A 15,130-nucleotide genomic window follows, 5' to 3' on the forward strand; every position below is an offset into this window, starting at 1 on the left:
TTGTGTTTACAGAATTATGGTTACTTCATCTCCATCTGCTGATGTAACTTCCACCAATTTTAAACCTCTGTAGCCTCTTAGATATTTTATGCTCTTTGCAAGTTCATCAAAATCTATGCAATCAATTATGTCTCTTTGCTGTTGATTAATATGCTTTCCAGACTTTTCTATAGCATAAGACGCTATCTTACATCCAAAACTTGCAATACTTAAAGGTATTGGAATAAAAAATCTCCTACCTTGCTTTTCCCTTATATAAATTCTCATTGCATATATCCCCTTCTGCATTCATTTTTCTGCACAGAAGAATTATTAATGCCTGTGCTTCTAATTCTACTATTCAACACTAATCTCAACGCTGTCCCCATTTTCACTAGTTACATCTACAATTTTGCCGTCCAGTCCATCACTTACAGCCTGAAGAATGGCCTGAATGTCTATATCCTCCATACCTTCTATCCCATCTATCTTAGGTATTCTCTTAATAGCGCCACCTATGGTTCTTATGAACTTAACAGGCACATTTATATTTACATTGTCACCATTTTGTGAATTAACTCTAATCTTTAGGATTTTATCAGCGTTAATTATTGCAGGAACATCACTTTTAGAAGCATATAAAACGTCTATTAACTCTCCTGCTTTCTGTGCATCAATTTTACCTTCTTCAAGCATCTTTAAAACTTTCATAATCTCATCATTCATTTTATACAATCCCCTTTTCAAATTATTTCTTTAATAAATTTATCGCTTGTTCTGCTGTAATTTCACCTTTTTCAAGCTTATCAATCACTTCAGAACTGTTATCTTCTTTTTCTTTAATAGGTGCATAACCTAGTGAAACAATTAGATCTTCAATTTTACTTCGAACTGTTGGATAAGATATTCCAAGTTCCTTTTCAACATCTTTTATATTACCTCTACATTTAATGAAAACTTCTGCAAAGGTTAACTGTTCCGTAGTTAGGTAAGAAAACTTCGAAAGTTCAAAATCATTTTCAATAACAGTATTACATTTTTTGCATTGTAATTTTGTGACTGTAAGCTTTGAACTACATACAGGACATCGAGTTAATACTTTATAAGCCATCTAAATCACTCTCCATAGTTTCATTATACTACCAATATTTATAATTTCAATATATTTATTAATTTATTTTATATATTTTTATTTTTATATTAATTATTTTAATTTCAATATTAATTATATTTATAGATATATTGATTTTTATATAGATATTCCAGATCCATGACTGTAAAATGTGTTAGAAAACATTTTTACCACTAAATTGTATTTTACTTGACTTAAAGATGTACCACTTTGATCCGAAATCTACTTCGAAGTTTGCAGAAAATACAGCTTAAGGTGTGCACTAGATATTACTATAAAAAAGACTTATATTATGTATTAAATAAATGTTGTTACTACTACATAAAAGGACAAGCTATAAAATATCAACATTTGAGTAATTAGGTTTATTTCACTTACACTAATTGGAGTATATTGAATTTAAGGATTAAAATAATACAACTATATCTTGGCACCTAGCTTTACCTAAAGTTGTATATAGTTATTTATATAATTACGAACAGTTAAGTTAGAATGTGAAAATAATGCGACGTTTGGAGGGGTTAGATGAATACTCAAGTAATGTTTAGTAGTGAAACTGATTTATGGGCAACCCCACAGGATTTCTTTGACAAGTTAAACGATGAATTCAATTTTGATTTAGATCCATGTAGTACACATGAAAATGCTAAATGTGAGAAGCATTTTACAATAGTTGAAGATGGATTAAAACAAGATTGGGGGGGCATACGGTGTTTTGTAATCCTCCATATGGAAGAGAAGTTGGTAAGTGGGTAGAAAAGGCTTATAAGGAATCTAAAAAGGATAATACAAAGGTAGTTATGTTGATACCAGCAAGAACAGATACAAAGTATTTCCATGATTATATCTACCATAAAGTAAGAGAAATAAGATTTGTAAAAGGTAGATTAAAATTTGGAGATGCAGTTAATGCTGCACCATTCCCAAGTGTGGTCGTGGTGTTCTGAAAATATTTGCTACTAAATGAAGGGAGATACTAAGAATGGGATATACAAGCTGTATTAAATGTAACGCCATATATTTTACATCTGACCAAGATGGAAAACATATTCCTTCAACAAATTTATTAATAGAAAATCACTATTGTTCTAAGTGTAGGGGTGAGTTTATTAGGAGTATAAAGAAAAGATAATTATTGTGAAAATATTACGAATTACAATGGAGGTAATTTTATGGCAAATGGAATAATGGATTTTAATGAATTAGGAATCGCTTTCGTTAGTGATGATGTCCCTAAGAAAAAGGCTAAAAAGGTAGAAGAAGAAATGAATGAAATCATTGAAAAGTACAAACTATTGGCACAAAATGAATTTGATAAATTTCTTGCAAAACTGGGACTTGAGAGTGTTATGGGAGTAGTTATTAAAAAAGGTGATTGTAAGATATGTTAAGACATACAATGTGACGCATTTCAAGAATCAAGATAAGTTGAAAAAAATGCGATGTAAATTTTGAAATTTAGAGTGCGAACAATGTTCTTTGAAATTTGAATAATGCAGTGAAGAAATTATTTTAAAACACTCTTAGAGCTACAGTTTTCTTAGAGCCAATTGGTATCATATGGTATAATTAATGATAATTAAAACAGCATGGTGAATTAAGTCAAAGATGCCTGTAAATAGTATAATCAGAGTGGAAGGATTGATATAATGTCACAAGAAGAAATATTAAAGTTGATAGAAAATATATCCCCTCATGCAAAGGATTATGTATATAATTCCTTTAAAAATGTTGAGATATTATACTCCATATTCACATTTCATAATAAAGGTGTATTCATAAAAGTCGAAAATGAAGATTGTTGTATTTTTTACGCTTCTTTTCTTAATGAAGATAACATAGAAGATGTTTTAGAATTAATTAAGTATAAAACCAATGAATATATTCCAAAAATGAATTCAAAAGAGTTGTGTTTTAATGTATATGGGAATAATTCTGAAATAATTAATTTAGTGAGAGAATTAGGTTTTAAATTAGATATTGAGGGATACCACCTTGAATATAGGGGTAAAGAATTGCCACAATTAAAGAATTGTGATTTAACCTATAAGGGCTTTGAGAACAGTATGTTAAAGGAAATGGTTGATTTATTTGATAGTGCATATTATAAGTTTAATATAGATAACGGTTGGAAAACAAAAAGTTATACTGTAAATGAAGAACAATTTCATCAAGAACTAAATACTTTGAATAAACTTAATCAAGTCTGTTCATTTTGGATAAGTGATGAATTAATAGGTGCATACATTTTTCAACAGAATTACATTACTGATATTGTTGTAAAACCAATATACCAAAATAAAGGCTACGGAAGTTATATATTAGCACATTGCATTAGAAATATGAATGTATATAAATCTATTAACAGAATAAGGCTTCGAGTTGCAAAATCAAATATTGATGCGAAAAAGTTATATGAAAGAAATGGTTTCATTGAGATTGCTTGTTTTGCAGAACATACCTATAAATAAATGGTGTAAAATTATTAATTGCAATTGCAACATTCTTATTTAACGTCACATAAATAAAAACGAATAATTAATTAAAGCACTGCATTATTCATAATTGAGTTTTGCAGTGTTTTTACGTCGTAATTCAAGAATATTATGAATTATAGTAAATTAGTCAGGCATAGAGGTTTCCTAATATTTTTCGTTTATAATCTACAACTTTTAATAACATAACCAAAGATTTAAGAATATAGAAAAAAGGTTAGATTACTCTAACCCTTTAGCGCCAGTGACTTACTTCACATTGACCATATTCATTATCCCCCACAGCAACAAAAGTGCCATCTGCTTTAAGACCAACTGTATGAGTACACCCAGCAGCAACTGCCACTATATCTCGCCAGTCGCTAACATTGCACTGGTTATAATCATTCCATCCTGTAGCCACAACAGTTCCGTCAGCTTTAAGGCCGATGGTATGACTACTGCCTACAGCTATAGCTCGAATACCGTACCAATCACTAACATCACATTGGCCTTCATTATTTTTACCAGTAGCAACCACAGTACCATCCGATCTAAGACCAACTGTATGAAGATAACCTGCAGCTACTGCTACTATGTCACTCCAGTCACTTACACTGCCTTGGGCATATCTATTATTACCTACAGCCATAACTGTGCCGTCTGCTTTAAGACCCACAGTATGCCAGTCACCTGCTGCAAGTGTCGCAATATCACGCCAATCACTTACATCGCATTGTCCTTCATTATTTCGACCAACAGCAACCACCGTGCCATTTGATTTAAGACCAATGGTACGACGCCACCCCGCTGCAACAGAAACTATATCTCTCCAATCATTTACATTGCATTGGTTATTATTATTCCACCCTACAGCTACCACAGTACCGTCAGACTTAAGACCCACTGTATGAGAATTACCTGTATTCGTCGCCATGTGAACATTACCAGCTGCTACTGCCACAATATCACTCCAGCCGCTCACATCACATTGACCACATTTATTATCACCAACAGCCGTAACCGTTCCATCTGATTTAATACCAACAGTATGACGATGACCAGCAGCTATAGAATTTCTTACATCGCCTATATAACTACCTTTCGTATTTTCCATATTTTAACCTCTTTTAGTCTTTAATTTTACATTGCTCCTTAGTTTTCTCAATTTGCTTCCTGCATTTTCATCAACAAGCAGTTATATTAAAAATATTTTTCTAAATCCTCTACTTTTTCAGCAAATTCTGTATAGTAGTTTCCTCCAGGTTTAGCTCCATCACAACCTCCGATTAAGAAAAAGTGCTTAACTTTACCATCTTTAACTGCATTTATTATTGTATCGGCATGACTTAAAGTTGCTTTATGTCCAAATCCAACTAAAATTTCTTTTACTTCTTCATCTTCTTTGAAGCCACCTAATTCTAAAGCTTTATTTATTATTTCAGTAAAATCCTTATTTCCGTTTTCATCTTTACCAATATGTTTAATTCCATCCCATCCAACAACACTTGTTGAGAAAATTCTATCTTTATAGGAATCTCTTGGTTTCATTAAACAGTTAGTTGTCATTAAAATACAACCAGGAATATTATCACATTTACTTTTGTAGGGGTTGGAGCACTATAAAGACTATTGTTAGCAGAATCTAAAAGTTCCATTATTTTAACACTGTTTTCTCCAGTTTCAACTAATACTTTAATTAAGTCATCTAATGTTAAAGCGTCATCAGTTAAAGCAGCTAAAGCTTTAAAATAAAAATTATCCACTTCATCATTATTGTATTTTACAAATCTTGCTTGATGAGCGTAAGCAGCAATTCCTTTTAGACCATATTTTATAGTTTCTCTAATTGATTAACAAAATTGTCATTTTATGAATAGAAAGCAATGATGAAATTAAAAAGATATGGAAATTAGCATATTTATGATTTAAGTTGCATATTACATTAAGGAAATAATTATGTAAGGAAATGCTATGACTTTCAAATATGTACCTATTCTAAGAAATTTAACAGCAGAGAGAGATGCGCTGAAATATCAAAAAACATCAGCTAAAATAATGCCACTAATAGAGTTAGTATCAGATAAACCTCGAGAGAATTCAAAATTAGATTTTAAAACCTTTAGTAAGCAGTTATTTAATAATATGAACAATCCTTTTTTTGTTGACATTCCTATGTATATTAAATTATCTAAGAGAACAAAACTATCCGTTAATGAATTTCTTGATCCAATTTATCAAAATCAGATTACGAGATGTGCTTATTTAAATTTGTTATCAAATATTTGTCCTGGAAGATTAGTACCTGTAATATCCTATAATCCTAATACTACTTATATTAAAAAACTTATTTTAGATCAAGTGAAATTATTAAGACCTACGTATAAGAAACTTGCATTTAGAATTTTTGCTCCTTATAACAGGTCAATAATTGATGAATTAAAAACAGTATTGAAGCCTCAAGATATTATTTTACTTGATATTTTTCAGCAAAAGCATAATAGTCCATCGCTACTCCCTTTATATTCTGAAATAAATACGTTAAAAAACAACATCGGTTGTACCACTGTAATACTACACTCAGCACTTCCAGATAAATTAACAAACACTAAACTGATAGATAATCAGATTATACAGGACGCTAGTACTGATCTTATAACTTCATATCGCAGTCCAAAATATAAATTTGATGCTTTTGGTGACTATGCAGGTATAAAGGTTTCAAATTTAGAAAACATTCCTGTATCAAGCCCAGCATATATCCACTACTCTGCATTATCAAACAATTACATTGGATTTAAGGGACTATACAGAAAAGTTAGATCCTTTGAAACCATGGTATTACCTAAATTCACTTTTTCATCTTATTGGTCAAGCATTCCTAAAAAACATAAGAACTCCTGTTATGGCTGCATCTTAATTGATAGAATGTTAAGTGGAAAAGTGAAAATCAATTATGCACCTAGATGGAAAACCCTAACTATATGTCACTATTTAAGATCTATGGATGAGGTTTTATAGAATATAAATTGGAGCTGAAGGCACTCCTTCAGCTCCTCTAAAATTTTATACAGCAAGTTTCCAAAATATCCTCAAAAATAATATTATCCGCTATCGCAAACAACAACATTTCTGTATAGAAAGGATACTTCCTTCTTTCATCACTCCAAAGTTTATCATTAATATCAGCTATCAGATCACAAAGCATGGGATAGGCTAAGGTATCATCTATAAATACTTTCTTATCTACTTTACTCATTACCTTTTTATCATTTAAATTATCTAAATACTCGCTAGCTCTAGACAGTCTTATTAGAGTTTCAATATTTACTCCTTTAAGCTTTGAGTTTCTACCCTCTGACATAGGAAAGAACATCTCAGAAGCATTAGTTTTTAGAAGTATCCAGTTAATAGAATAGGCTACTCTTGTATCATAAATAATGTATTTTTCAGGATCAATAAAGCTTAAAACCTTTGTTACACTTGCTCTACTTTCTATTTTTCCATATTTACTACCTTCTGCTTTTTGCTTTAGAAATTCCTCTACTGAAGAGTTTAGCTTCTCAACATTAATTGAGTTTATCCCACCCCAGTTAGATACTATCCATTTGTAGACTAGCTTTCTATCTTCAATTAAAGCAAGCTTATTTAAAGCAGAAGATAGCATTAATTTTACTGCAACATTTTTCTCATAACTACTTTCTATCTGCTGTAACTTCTGGCATTGTTCGGAACTTATTATACCCTTTTCTTTTAATAAAACAATATCCTTATCCTTTGGAGTATCCCACCTAAACAGTTCCTCAAGCTTTAAAGCAAGTGGCAGCAAATATTCTGCTATAGCTTCTATATTGAACATAAATTTGTCCTTCTTCCCTATTTTATCTATTATTAACTATGAAGTAGTTGATCCATAATGTGATTGTATTATAACCTATCCATCACAATTAGGTTTTTATTAAAATCAATCATATGATTATGTTCTACTAATAGCTCTTTAATGATCCCATCACAAGGGGCCTTCAAATCTATAATTACATTTAGGTATTCATATTCTGCAATTTTAGCATCTTTCTTTACATAATCTCCAACCTTAACAAAGAAGTGATTGTTAGAATCTACTAATTTTATTCTAGCAACATACTCAGATTTTATAATAATTTTTTCAAATACTTCATTAACTATTTTTTCATTTTTTAATATTTTTGTATCACTTATACTTTTGTATATTATTTCAGCTTCAAATTTAAAATTCAGCTTTAAACTTTTATTTTCGTAATAAAATTCCTTTAAATTAGATTCCTGTGCTAAAGTGATTAGCTCAATTAATTTATTTTTATCCAAATTATTATTTCCCATAACACACTTTATTCCATCATTCATTTATACTTTATAGTATATTTCCATTTATTATTGAAACATCTACATCTAGCTTACTATTAAGTCCTAGATATTTATAAGCGTCCACTACTTGAAAGTCCGCTCTCAAAATTGGTAAAAAGAACTTGAATAAATCCTTATTCTCAAATACTTCTTTTGGGGTTTTCATACTGTGACCAAATATGGCATAGTTGTCATAGTCAATCAAGTTATTAATTCCTTTATATATATCGCAAACCAAGCCAGCAATGTTTATACATAAAGATTCTGAAATCCTACTCATAATTATCCATTCCTCTATTCTATGAAAATTTTCTTCCCCCACACTTTGTCCAACTAAAGCATTATCAGCTGTTCCTATTGATATTACTGGTATTATTGCTAAATAATCTATTCTTTATTCTATCCAGTCAAAATACTTATTAGCACTACACCTTATGCTTTATATGGAAATTCGATTAAAATAATACATATTTTTCTAGTAATTATATAAAATATTATCACTTTTCCCTTTAACTGTAAATGCTTCACTTTGTTATTTTATCTTATTTTTTATAAATATCTGTACTAACATCATACTTTTTAGTTATTTTTTGCAGCATTACCTCCGCAAAAAGTCACAAATATAAGGTTTGCACACATAATAAGCCGATTTAATAATGAAACTCTTGATCTAACAATTGCACCAACACTTCAGTGTAACTTCGGTTATATATACTGTTTCTAGAATTCACAAGATAATGTAGTTAAAATGTCTACTGAAATTCATAATGCTAGATAGAGACCTTTTTAGAGAGTATTATCCTATGCTATCTTCTTTATATTGCTACGCGGTTAAAAATAATAAGAGTATAAGATTTAAAAATTACTCAATCTTATACTCTTATAAAAATCAAATATATATATTTTTTAATACTTTACTTTTCCCAAATCAAATATATTAGTAGCTATTTATTTAATTTCCCAATTTATCAAACAATGCATACAACAAAGTTAAGCATTTCAGTTATATAACAGTTCTCTTTTCTAACAATTCTAAAAACTCCTCCTCAGATAGCACTTCAATTCCAAGCTCCTGTGCTTTACTGAGTTTACTTCCTGGATTCTCACCTACAACTACAAGGTTGGTCTTTTTGCTTACACCGCTTTTGACATTTCCTCCATACATAATAGCGAGTTCTGAAAGCTCTACCCTATCTTTCACGGTCTCACCCGTAAATACTATGTTTTTGCTATGTAATATATCTTCTACGATGTTTTCCTTAGCTCGTTCTAACCTTGCTTTATTCTCTTCTCTTTCTTCCTTATCAAACATGTAACTTCTTTTAGGTTTTGTTTCACTAACACTAGTGTTTCCACCTAACTTGCTCCACTTCTTAGGCTTTAACTTTTTAAGTAATTCTAATAAATCTAGTACATCTTGCATTGCAGTATGTTCTTGATCATCTTTTATGCCATAATATTCTAATAAATCCTTTAACTTATAACTCTCTAACTTTTCCATCTTTTTTATTGTATTCATACTACAATAAAATACTTGCTCTTTATCTATCCAGTTCCAGAAATCAAGAAAGCTTTTATCAAAACTAGCATTATGAGCTACTAGCGGATACTTATATTTAAGAAGGAAGTTTTTGAATTCTTCTCTTAAAGCTTCGTTTTTCTCAATATTCTCAAGGCCTGCGCCATAACCTTTTTTATATTCTTCTTCATCAGTAATAATAGCTAAATGTAGCTTATCTATAATTTCATAATCCTCAACAACTGTAGCTGCTACTTCCCTTATTCCGTCTTTTGGAGAAAAGCTATGAGGGGTTTCTATATCAACTATTATAAATCGCTCTTTTTTCTCCGCTTTTTTATTATCACTCTTATTTTCATATGTTTTTTTATCTACTTTTTTATTACTCAACATACTCTCATCTGCTTTTTTATGTTGTTTATTTTCATCTAACTCTTGTCCTTCAATTGAACCATATAATGAAAAGTCTTTTTTCTGCATGTCCAAAAAATAATCTGGATGAATACTATGAAGCTTTCCATCTACATAAAGCACTAGTTCATTATCATCTACATATCCAGCAACCTTGCATTCTATATGCTTGTCTGTATAAGCCCCTTTATAATAAAAGGCCTTTACTTCTGTAGCTTTTGGAGATATTAAATGCCATTCTTTCAGTTTCTCAATTTCTTCCTCTATGGATTCAAAGGTCTTCCATTCTCTTTTAGTTTCTATCATATATTTTCTCCTTTATAGGCTTCCAACTTCAACTACTAAGTTATGCATGTCTAAAATTCATAGGTGCATAATTTTCTACATACATAACTTTAATTTTCGTAATGGAACCTTTTAATTCTTAAGCATCTTTAATTTTCGTTATTCTTATTATATGGTACAAGTCACCACATATCAAATTAACATTGTTTCTATTCCTACCTAGTATTACCTCAGTGATCTTCCCACTAATGATCTTTATTTTTCACGAAAAAACAAGCTTACTTTCATTATCATTAACAAAACCTTTACATTCCTTGGATATTCCTAAATGGTAAAAATAAGACCCTATATTATAGACTCTTATAAAAATAGCACTTACCTTTTTAAAAATACTTTTCTAAATCCTCTACTTTTTCCAAATCAAATATATCAGTAGCTATTAGCTCTATTTTTTCTGAAGGTAGATTCTTTATCTTTTCCTCATATTCTTGAGGAAGTTTATTAAACCTCTTGTTTAATTGTTTTATGAGAATTTCAGTTTTTCCTTCACTTTTTCCATCATCTCTTATCATTTTTCCTATTTCTGTCACGCTAAATACCTCCTTAAATCTCTTTTTAGATATTTGATCTCCAAATTTATCGAACAAAGCATACAACAAAGTTAAGCATTTTAGTTTAACTTCACTATCTTCAATTGAGTTTGCTAGTTCTATTCCTTCTAGAGTTCTTTCACTTTTACTAATCTTACTACTCATTAGCGGAATAAAACTCAGTGTTAATATATCGTCACTTGTTAACTTTTCATTATTTCTAATTTTATTTTTTAGCATTTCAAGCTTTTCATCACCATTTAAATTTTTCATATAAAAAGCTTCAATGTTATAGTTAATACTTCCTGCATCAATATGTATTTCAGCATCTTCAATATCTGCTGAATATATAACCACTGTTCTTATTTTGCGCCTATCCTTATAAAATAATGAAGCATCGTAATACAAAAACCGCTTTATATCTTCCTTTTTGTCTGTAGTTTGAAATTCAAAATGAAGATAATTATCATCTTCCGTGTAAAATAGATAGTCTGTGTAATTAGTTTTAATATCTACGTTTTTATCTCTGTTTCTGCAGGAGCAGCTATTTTTGTATCAATGCCAAAGAATTCCACTGCATTATCTTTAAAGAATTCCATAGCCTTTTTGAAGACTGCATCTTCAATTTTATTATAATCCATACTGTGCCTTCCTTTCCACTGCTTTATATATGATATTATTCCCAGTAGAAAGAAAAATATACGAACAAAAGTTCGCATATCTATATAAAACTATTTTCTAATTTATATATACTTTTTATAGCTTAAATTTTTCCCTCTTTTCATTACAGTAAAAAATCACCAGATTGGCTTTTTAATCATTTGCTTTCAAAGGCTTGAAGTATTATATATTTAAAGTAAGCCCATTAAATCAAGCACATCCATTATTATAAGCAACAAATCCATTAATGCTACTATTACTACAACTATATTTAAAAATATATAAAAGAATCTTTTTATGCCTTGTACATTTCTTGATCTTGCCTTTTTGAAATACTTAAAGCAACTATGCATAATACCTGCTAACATTAGTAATAATATTATATCTACGGTAGTAGAAGATGATGCATTTTTTCCAATAACTGATAGAGCCTTTCCAATTGCAACTATTAAAGCAAAATATCCAAATAGGCGATATGAAAATCGTCCATTTGTAGATTCTTTTTCTGATTTAACATTAACGTTTTTTATCTTTAAATCTTTCTCTACCTCTATTGTCTTTAAATCTTTCTCTATTTTTCTGACCTTTAAATCACTCTGTATTTTTCTTGTCCTTAAAGCTTTCTTTATGTTTTTGCATTCTTCCTTTAAATCACGGCTTAGATTTTTAGAATTTTCTTGATTTTTTGCATAATAAAATATTCTAGTTAGATAATCTCTAGCAACTCCATCTTCTGGTTTTACTTTTAAAATCTCTCTAAAGACTTTACTTGCATTAACAAAATCTGAATTCTCAATATACCTTTTCCCTAACAGTTCCTTTACTCCTAAATCCTTTGGATTGCGACTCACTAAGAATTTATAAACTTCTATAGCTTTATCGATTTTATTAGCATAAGTATAGGTCTTTGCTTGATATAAGTATATTGCCATGTCATTTTTTGATAATCCTATCGCTACATTAAAGTTATCACGAGCGGTGCTATCATCATTAATTCTAATATAATATTCACTATTCATGGATTTTAAATATGGGTCTTTATCATATATCTCTTCTGCAAGCACAATGAACTTCCTTGCATTGCCTAATTCATTGTTCATTAATGCAATAAAAGCATCTTCTCTATATTTTACGTATTTACCATAATCAACATCTGCATTCTCATCCAAAAAGTTATATCTCGTAATTCTATCCTCATTACTTAACTGTAAAAATATGTAGTTTACTATCTCAATTGGATAATCATAATGAGTATGCCATTTTTCTTCATTGATTTGAAAGCTCTGACTAAGTAACTTAAATATATCTCTTGGCAGGCAGTAATTCTCTATTAAAAAGTCTGCCATTCTCGTACAAATTTGGTTCCTAAGTTCGAATTTCCACATTACTTCATCACTTAAAAGTTCTTTCCAATACTTTAAATCAATACGCTTAAAGAAATCGTCATATAAAGCTTGTACCTTTTCAAAGAACGCATCAATTTGCACACTAAAATTAACTTCAAGCTTAACTTCCTCATCTTTTATATTGATGCGAGGAGGTGTCTTATAGTTATAATCGTCTAAGTTATCCTCATTATTTGCAATTTTTAAATCAATTAATCTTTGATTATTGCTTTCTTTATAAATATCACCATTGTCATTTTCATTGAATTCTTCTTCAGAATGAACAAGATCTAAAGCTTTATCATTTAAGGATAAATCATTATATTCTATATTCTTCTTATAACTTTTAGCATATCTTAAGCAACTATCATATGCTTCTTTAAGAACTTGAAATCCTTCTGGATCATCTTCTGGATTAGTTCTTTTTAATTTCCTTGCATAAGCTCTCTTTATTTCCTTGACTTCCCCAGTAGGTTCGATTTCAAGCACCTGCCACATGCTCATTAATAATCAAACCACCCTTCCAGTTGGTTTAATTTTTCTTCTAATTCCTTTGCTGCTTTTTTTATAGCTTTATCATCCTGACTTGCTAAAATTCCATCAAAATCTTTAAGCAAGTTTGCTATATATTGACGTTTATCTCCTAAAGATTCTTGATATAACCTCTCCCCTTTTGCAAGTAGCAGTTTATTCTCCATTTTATCTCTAGGGTGGATTTTTATATCCTTCAAGGTTTTTAATCTCTCTTCAATTTCTTTCTTTGTCATGCTTCCTTTATTTTTCTCAATAACTACACTTCTAACTTCACCACTGGACAATACCTTTGCTTCTACTTCTAGAAGACCATTGATATCATAGGTATATCTTAAATCAACCTCTTCTTTTCCTGCTGGACCTTTGGGAAGATTTATCTCAAATTCTCCAAGCCATAGATTTTCGTTAGTCTTACGGCCTTCACCTTGATAAACAGATATCCTCATTATGGATTGATTATCCGCTATGGTAACAAGAGATTTTACTCGGCTAACAGGGATAGTTGTGTTCCTCTCTATGATTGGGAGAAAATATCCTGATTCTATAGTTCCATCACTATGTCTAGCACTAGTTTCTACTCCAAGAGTGTATGGACAAACATCAGTTAATACCATTTCTTTTAAAGCTTCATTTCTCTCCATTAAGGCAACCTGAATTGCAGCACCCAAAGCAACCGCTTCATCAGGATTTATATTTGTATATGGAAGCTTTCCAAACATCTTACTAACCACTGATTTTATTATAGGCATTCTAGTTGCTCCACCTATAAGAATTACCGCATCCATTTCGCTAGGACTAAGTTCAGCATCCCTTAAAGCACGTTCAATAGGGTTTCTAAATCTAAATAATAGCTGAGTTGCTAATTTATCAAATTCATCTTTATTTATAACTCTTTCATAGGTTTTATCCCCCAAAGTAAAAGTCATAGTTCCAGAATTGCTTTCACCAATTGCTCTCTTGCAAATCTCCGCCTGTTTATAAAGTGCAGATTTTTCCATCGAACTTAAGGCTTCCACTTCAAGCTTTTCACTATCTACGAAATAAGACACTAATAGATTTGTGAAGTCCTCTCCCCCTAAAAAGTTATCCCCTGATATAGATCTAACTTCCATTACCCCTTCAAATAATTCTAATATAGATACATCAAAGGTTCCTCCACCTAAGTCAAAAACTATAAATTGAGTTTCCTCTTCTTCTTGATGAAGCCCATAGGCTATAGCTGCTGCAGTAGGTTCACTAATAAGCCTTTCTACCTTAAGGCCCGCAAGCTCTGCTGCCTGTTTTGTTGCCTTTCTTTGGGTATCATTAAAATAAGCAGGTATACTTATAACTGCTTCCTTCACTTCTTCTCCTAAAAAAGCTTCTGCATCCTCTTTTAAAGCTCTTAATATAAATGAAGATAATTCCACTGGTGTAAATGAGTATTTACCAAGCTTGTACTCTTTATTTGTTCCCATATAGCGTTTAAATACAGATGAAGTCATATGCGGATGAGTTATGAGTCTCTCCTTCGCAACTGCCCCTATAACTATTTCATTATTATCATCAACCCCAACCACAGATGGTGTAAGGTTTGACCCATGTATATTTGGTATTATTCTAGGCCCATCCTCAGTCCAATAAGCTACAAGACTATTTGTTGTACCCAAGTCAATTCCTATTGCAGGCATAAAATCTTCCCCTTCCAATTCCCTAATATATTCCCATTATTTCTAACTAATTTTTCGTCTAAACTATAATTTCTATCAAAATCACCACTTTAGACTATAATATACATA

15 protein-coding genes and 2 pseudogenes are annotated in these 15,130 nt (G+C 30.5%); 4 read left to right on the forward strand and 13 right to left on the reverse strand.

Annotation, left to right across the window (positions count from 1 at the left end):
* Positions 1-6: 6 nt before the first annotated feature.
* The 3 genes from J3477_RS02955 to J3477_RS02965 form a co-directional block, all read right to left on the reverse strand.
* The gene (locus J3477_RS02955) at positions 7-267 is read right to left on the reverse strand and encodes a hypothetical protein (protein ID WP_206868080.1); all 261 of its coding nucleotides are present in this window, start codon (positions 265-267) and stop codon (positions 7-9) included.
* 69 nt (positions 268-336) lie between these two features.
* Complete coding sequence (locus J3477_RS02960; RefSeq protein WP_206868081.1) at positions 337-705, reverse strand: SHOCT-like domain-containing protein; 369 nt, start codon at positions 703-705, stop codon at positions 337-339.
* Between the two features lie 22 nt (positions 706-727).
* Positions 728-1,090 carry a DUF2089 domain-containing protein gene (locus tag J3477_RS02965; protein ID WP_206868082.1) on the reverse strand — a complete coding sequence of 121 codons (363 nt, stop codon included), beginning with the start codon at positions 1,088-1,090 and terminating at the stop codon, positions 728-730.
* A gap of 561 nt (positions 1,091-1,651) precedes the next feature.
* Between J3477_RS02965 and J3477_RS02970 the strand changes: the two are divergent.
* The 3 genes and pseudogenes from J3477_RS02970 to J3477_RS02980 all read left to right on the forward strand — a co-directional run bounded on the left by J3477_RS02970 (position 1,652) and on the right by J3477_RS02980 (position 3,582).
* Positions 1,652-2,058, forward strand: a pseudogene (locus J3477_RS02970) (DNA N-6-adenine-methyltransferase).
* A gap of 225 nt (positions 2,059-2,283) precedes the next feature.
* Complete coding sequence (locus tag J3477_RS02975) at positions 2,284-2,502, forward strand: hypothetical protein (RefSeq protein WP_206868083.1); 219 nt, start codon at positions 2,284-2,286, stop codon at positions 2,500-2,502.
* Between the two features lie 258 nt (positions 2,503-2,760).
* A complete protein-coding gene (locus J3477_RS02980) occupies positions 2,761-3,582 on the forward strand; it encodes a GNAT family N-acetyltransferase (protein ID WP_206868084.1) in 822 nt (273 codons plus the stop codon).
* Between the two features lie 259 nt (positions 3,583-3,841).
* Here J3477_RS02980 and J3477_RS02985 read toward each other — a convergent pair whose 3' ends face one another.
* On the reverse strand, positions 3,842-4,702 hold the full coding sequence (locus J3477_RS02985) for an RCC1 domain-containing protein (RefSeq protein WP_206868085.1): 861 nt from the start codon (positions 4,700-4,702) through the stop codon (positions 3,842-3,844).
* Between the two features lie 110 nt (positions 4,703-4,812).
* Positions 4,813-5,438 (reverse strand): annotated as a pseudogene (locus J3477_RS02990) (anaerobic carbon-monoxide dehydrogenase catalytic subunit); the annotation flags it as partial.
* Between the two features lie 121 nt (positions 5,439-5,559).
* Here J3477_RS02990 and J3477_RS02995 point away from each other — a divergent pair.
* Positions 5,560-6,606 carry a beta family protein gene (locus J3477_RS02995; protein ID WP_206868086.1) on the forward strand — a complete coding sequence of 349 codons (1,047 nt, stop codon included), beginning with the start codon at positions 5,560-5,562 and terminating at the stop codon, positions 6,604-6,606.
* Positions 6,607-6,643: 37 nt separating this feature from the next.
* Here the strand turns inward: J3477_RS02995 and J3477_RS03000 are convergent, their stop codons facing one another.
* The 8 genes from J3477_RS03000 to J3477_RS03030 form a co-directional block, all read right to left on the reverse strand.
* The gene (locus J3477_RS03000; RefSeq protein WP_206868087.1) at positions 6,644-7,444 is read right to left on the reverse strand and encodes a hypothetical protein; all 801 of its coding nucleotides are present in this window, start codon (positions 7,442-7,444) and stop codon (positions 6,644-6,646) included.
* 68 nt (positions 7,445-7,512) lie between these two features.
* Positions 7,513-7,944, reverse strand: a complete 432-nt coding sequence (locus J3477_RS03005) for a biotin/lipoyl-containing protein (protein ID WP_206868088.1) — start codon at positions 7,942-7,944, stop codon at positions 7,513-7,515.
* A 31-nt stretch (positions 7,945-7,975) separates the two neighbouring features.
* Positions 7,976-8,248 carry a hypothetical protein gene (locus J3477_RS03010; RefSeq protein WP_206868089.1) on the reverse strand — a complete coding sequence of 91 codons (273 nt, stop codon included), beginning with the start codon at positions 8,246-8,248 and terminating at the stop codon, positions 7,976-7,978.
* 723 nt (positions 8,249-8,971) lie between these two features.
* The gene (locus J3477_RS26045; RefSeq protein ID WP_228731191.1) at positions 8,972-10,204 is read right to left on the reverse strand and encodes a 3'-5' exonuclease; all 1,233 of its coding nucleotides are present in this window, start codon (positions 10,202-10,204) and stop codon (positions 8,972-8,974) included.
* A gap of 362 nt (positions 10,205-10,566) precedes the next feature.
* A complete protein-coding gene (locus J3477_RS03020) occupies positions 10,567-11,181 on the reverse strand; it encodes a DUF4351 domain-containing protein (RefSeq protein ID WP_228731192.1) in 615 nt (204 codons plus the stop codon).
* A gap of 104 nt (positions 11,182-11,285) precedes the next feature.
* On the reverse strand, positions 11,286-11,414 hold the full coding sequence (locus J3477_RS26215) for a hypothetical protein (RefSeq protein WP_284691970.1): 129 nt from the start codon (positions 11,412-11,414) through the stop codon (positions 11,286-11,288).
* Between the two features lie 210 nt (positions 11,415-11,624).
* On the reverse strand, positions 11,625-13,322 hold the full coding sequence (locus J3477_RS03025; RefSeq protein ID WP_206868090.1) for a tetratricopeptide repeat protein: 1,698 nt from the start codon (positions 13,320-13,322) through the stop codon (positions 11,625-11,627).
* Positions 13,322-15,022 (reverse strand): molecular chaperone HscC, encoded by a 1,701-nt coding sequence (locus J3477_RS03030; protein WP_206868091.1) that lies wholly within the window; start codon positions 15,020-15,022, stop codon positions 13,322-13,324. The genes J3477_RS03025 and J3477_RS03030 overlap by 1 nt, the downstream gene beginning before the upstream one ends.
* Positions 15,023-15,130: the final 108 nt, after the last annotated feature.

The sequence above is a fragment of the Clostridium zeae genome (genome assembly GCF_017312485.1).
GTDB classification, from domain to species: Bacteria; Bacillota; Clostridia; order Clostridiales; family Clostridiaceae; genus Clostridium_AR; species Clostridium_AR zeae.

What these genes read in the sequence shown, in the direction of transcription:
- J3477_RS02955 (WP_206868080.1), bottom strand. Translation starts at nt 267, where the DNA reads ATGAGAATTTATATAAGGGAAAAGCAAGGTAGGAGATTTTTTATTCCA.
- J3477_RS02960 (WP_206868081.1), bottom strand. Translation starts at nt 705, where the DNA reads ATGAATGATGAGATTATGAAAGTTTTAAAGATGCTTGAAGAAGGTAAA.
- J3477_RS02965 (WP_206868082.1), bottom strand. Translation starts at nt 1,090, where the DNA reads ATGGCTTATAAAGTATTAACTCGATGTCCTGTATGTAGTTCAAAGCTT.
- J3477_RS02975 (WP_206868083.1), top strand. Translation starts at nt 2,284, where the DNA reads ATGGCAAATGGAATAATGGATTTTAATGAATTAGGAATCGCTTTCGTT.
- J3477_RS02980 (WP_206868084.1), top strand. Translation starts at nt 2,761, where the DNA reads ATGTCACAAGAAGAAATATTAAAGTTGATAGAAAATATATCCCCTCAT.
- J3477_RS02985 (WP_206868085.1), bottom strand. Translation starts at nt 4,702, where the DNA reads ATGGAAAATACGAAAGGTAGTTATATAGGCGATGTAAGAAATTCTATA.
- J3477_RS02995 (WP_206868086.1), top strand. Translation starts at nt 5,560, where the DNA reads ATGACTTTCAAATATGTACCTATTCTAAGAAATTTAACAGCAGAGAGA.
- J3477_RS03000 (WP_206868087.1), bottom strand. Translation starts at nt 7,444, where the DNA reads ATGTTCAATATAGAAGCTATAGCAGAATATTTGCTGCCACTTGCTTTA.
- J3477_RS03005 (WP_206868088.1), bottom strand. Translation starts at nt 7,944, where the DNA reads ATGGGAAATAATAATTTGGATAAAAATAAATTAATTGAGCTAATCACT.
- J3477_RS03010 (WP_206868089.1), bottom strand. Translation starts at nt 8,248, where the DNA reads ATGAGTAGGATTTCAGAATCTTTATGTATAAACATTGCTGGCTTGGTT.
- J3477_RS26045 (WP_228731191.1), bottom strand. Translation starts at nt 10,204, where the DNA reads ATGATAGAAACTAAAAGAGAATGGAAGACCTTTGAATCCATAGAGGAA.
- J3477_RS26215 (WP_284691970.1), bottom strand. Translation starts at nt 11,414, where the DNA reads ATGGATTATAATAAAATTGAAGATGCAGTCTTCAAAAAGGCTATGGAA.
- J3477_RS03025 (WP_206868090.1), bottom strand. Translation starts at nt 13,322, where the DNA reads ATGAGCATGTGGCAGGTGCTTGAAATCGAACCTACTGGGGAAGTCAAG.
- J3477_RS03030 (WP_206868091.1), bottom strand. Translation starts at nt 15,022, where the DNA reads ATGCCTGCAATAGGAATTGACTTGGGTACAACAAATAGTCTTGTAGCT.